Here is a 2,414-nt window from a genome sequence, read left to right as displayed (position 1 = left end):
GTGGGGGCCGAGTCGGTGGTGCGGCGAGTGGCTCGGGACGTGCTGACCAGGGCGGTGCGGGGCGGCCGTGGTGCCGACGGCGGTTCGGGCGGGACCTGGGGTGCGGCAATCCTGGGCGAGTTCGAGGAGACCGTCGGACGATGGGAGGCGGTGCGCTGGGCGGCGAGCGGCGTGTGGCTCTCCTGGCGCGAGCGGCGTACCGGCAGAGGGCTGCTGGCTCCGGTCGCCGCCGTACTCTGGCCGGCCGACCGGCTCCGCCGGCTGCTGGTCGTCGGCGTATCGGCCGCCGTGCTGCTGGTCGCGGCCAGCCAGTTCGTGCTCACCGTCCGGTACGTCCCCAGCACGAGCATGCAGCCGACGCTCGCCATCGACGACCGGGTTCTGGTCGATCGGCTCACCGTCCGCTTCACCGGGGCGGACCGGGGCGACGTGGTACTGCTCGCCCGCCAGCGTCACGGCGAGCGGGAGGTGTTCAACATCCGCGTGCTCGGGCTTCCCGGTGACACGATCTCCTGTGTGGACGGAGCGCTCCGGCGCAACGGCATCGCCGTCGACGAGCCGTACCTGGCGACGGGCAGCCGGACCAACTGCTCGCCGGTCACCGTCGCGTCGGGCACCCTCTACGTGCTCGGCGACAATCGCGAATCGGCGGTCGACTCCCGGTCCTGGGGACCGGTCGACGAGGCGGACGTCGTCGGCGAGGTGGTCGGCCGGATCTGGCCGGCGCGACGGGCCAGCTCCGTCCACTGAGGGTTGCGATCAGGTGATGGGCGCCGGCTGGTCGTCGGCGGGCGGTCCGCCACCTCCGGGTGGGATGGTTGCCGCCGCGCCGGACGGGGCGGCGGCAACCACACCCGGGACGGCGGTCGTGGCGCCGGCGGGCCGGGGCTCGGGTACGACCGGAGCGCCCACCCAGGGCACCTCGGGCGAACGGTGGAAGGTGATCCCCGCCGTGCTCCACCGCGCGCCCTGGCCGGCCAGCCTGACCCGGAAGTCCGCCCAGTCGTGGGTCGACGCGGGCGACCAGCCGAGTTCGGCGATGGCCGGCAGCCGGGGAAACGTCATGAACTCGACGTCGCTGACCGTCCGGATCGTCTCCGTCCACAGTGGCGCCTCGACGCCCAGTACCGCCTCGGCGGGCACCCCGGCCAGGTAGCTGCCGGGATCCCAGTCGTACGCGGTGCGAACCTCGATCAGTCCGGCCCAGTCCTTGCCGAGCGGGGTCGCCTCGGTGTACTTCATGTCGAGGTAGGTCCGGTTTCCGGGGGAGAGCACCAGCTTCGCGCCGTTGCGCACGGCGGCGGCCACCACGGGATCGTCGGTCGACGTGCCCCAGTACTGGACGACCCGTCCGGCGCTGTGCTCGGACACCGCGAGCTGGTGCCAGCCCAGGACCCGCTTCCCGTGCCCGGTGACGATCCGCTGGATCCGGTTCATGAAGCGGGTGTAGTCGGCCGAGCCCAGGGTGAACGCCTCGTCCCCGCCGACGTGCAGGTACGGGCCGGGGGTCAGCGCGGCAACCTCACCGAGTACGTCGTCGACGAACCGGTACGTCCGCTCGTTGTCGACGTCCACCGCGCTGAATCCGACGTCGGTGCCGGTGTACTCCGGTGGGGCCTCGCCACCCGGGGCGAGTTCCCCGTACGCGTTCAGGGCCGCGTTGGTGTGTCCGGGCAGGTCGATCTCGGGTACGACGGTGATGTGCCGGGCGGCGGCGTACGCGACGATCTCGGTGTACTCCTCGCGGGAGTAGTAGCCGCCGGGACCGCCGTCCACCTCGGTGGCGCCGCCGACCGTGGTGAGTCGGGGCCAGGAGTCCACCGCGATCCGCCAGCCCTGGTCGTCGGTGAGGTGCAGGTGCAGGTGGTTGAGCTTGTACCGGGCCAGGTGGTCGATGAACCGCAGCACGTGCGGTACGGCGAAGAAGTGCCGGGCCACGTCGAGCATCGCTCCCCGGTAGCCGAACCGGGGATGGTCGGAGATCACGCCGCCCGGGATCGCCCACGGGCCGGGTTGCCGCCGCCCGGCCTCGATCTTCGGCGGCAGCAGTTGACGCAGCGTCTGTACGCCGTAGAAGAGCCCGGCGGCGGTCCGGGCCCGGACCACCACGCCGGTGGCACCGATCTCCAGCCGGTAACCCTCGGCCGGCGATCCGTCCCGGGCGTGCCGTTCCCCGGCGGAACCTTGCCCGGTCCCGGTCAGCAGGAGGGAGATCCCGCCCGGTGCGTCGGCCGGACCGGCGGGGACGATCGGCAGTGGATAGCCGGTGGGGCGGCGGAGCAGGTCCGCCAGGTAGCGGCCGACGGCGGCGGCGTCGGGGCCGGCCGTGGTCCGGATCGTCGTGCCGGGGGTCAGGATGAACTCGACGCCGGCGGCCGGCTCGACCCGTACCGGGGCGGGCAGCACGTCGGCGA

Annotated in this window: 2 protein-coding genes; one reads left to right on the top strand and one right to left on the bottom strand. The window is 73.1% G+C overall.

What is annotated here, in order from left to right:
- On the top strand, window positions 1-750 hold a 750-nt coding region (lepB, locus tag I0C86_RS15585; protein WP_230394212.1), incomplete at its 5' end, for a signal peptidase I.
- A 9-nt stretch (window positions 751-759) separates the two neighbouring features.
- Here lepB and I0C86_RS15580 read toward each other — a convergent pair.
- A partial coding sequence (locus I0C86_RS15580; protein ID WP_196201945.1) for a beta-N-acetylhexosaminidase occupies window positions 760-2,414 on the bottom strand: 1,655 nt, incomplete at its 5' end.

It is taken from the genome of Plantactinospora alkalitolerans (assembly GCF_015690345.1).
GTDB lineage: Bacteria > Actinomycetota > Actinomycetes > Mycobacteriales > Micromonosporaceae > Plantactinospora > Plantactinospora alkalitolerans.
The sequence above is the reverse complement of the archived record's forward strand: the minus strand, read 5'-3'. Positions and strand labels throughout refer to the sequence as shown.